The sequence below is a fragment of the Bradyrhizobium sp. NAS80.1 genome, from assembly GCF_001908205.1.
Taxonomy (GTDB): domain Bacteria; phylum Pseudomonadota; class Alphaproteobacteria; order Rhizobiales; family Xanthobacteraceae; genus Bradyrhizobium.
In genome coordinates this window covers 1-533 of sequence record NZ_LGHL01000506.1, presented here as the reverse complement: position 1 = coordinate 533, position 533 = coordinate 1, and the positions used below count along the sequence as shown (strand labels likewise).

General features: G+C 59.8%; 1 pseudogene. It reads right to left on the bottom strand.

The features are described 5' to 3' along the window. Positions 1-533, bottom strand: a pseudogene (locus AC629_RS47565) (FAD/NAD(P)-binding oxidoreductase); the annotation flags it as partial.

The window sequence follows — 533 nt, the reverse complement described above, 5'->3', positions numbered from 1 at the left end:
ACGTATTGAACAGATGGGGCGCAAATCGCTCGGATCCGGTGAGGGCCGCCAGGATGGCGAAGGCGCAGACCTTGGCCTGGCTGTTCGACGCAAAAGCCGATTTCGCCATATTGCCGGCCTTGGTCGCATCGCCGATGATATGGATGCCGGGCTGTAGCTTCGACTCGAACGTCATCGGATCGATGGGGCACCATCCCGATTGATCCACCAGATGGGCCTGGTGTGCGAGGCGGCCCGCCTCCTGTGCCGGGATGATATTCGCGACATCCGCCTTAAAACTTTCCCCAGCGGTCTTGATCAATCGACCCTTCACATCGACCGCCTTGATCCCACCCGTAAACTGCCCCGGCAGCCACTCGATCATTCCCGGATAGTGGCGGTTCCAACCGTCTTCGAACACGTCCTGCGCAAAGAAAGTATCTTTCGCGTCGAGGATCAGGATTTTAGCGCGCGGCTTGTATTGCTTGAAATAGTAGGCGATCAGGGAGGCGCGTTCGTAGGGACCGGGCGGGCAGCGGAACGGGTCCGGCGGG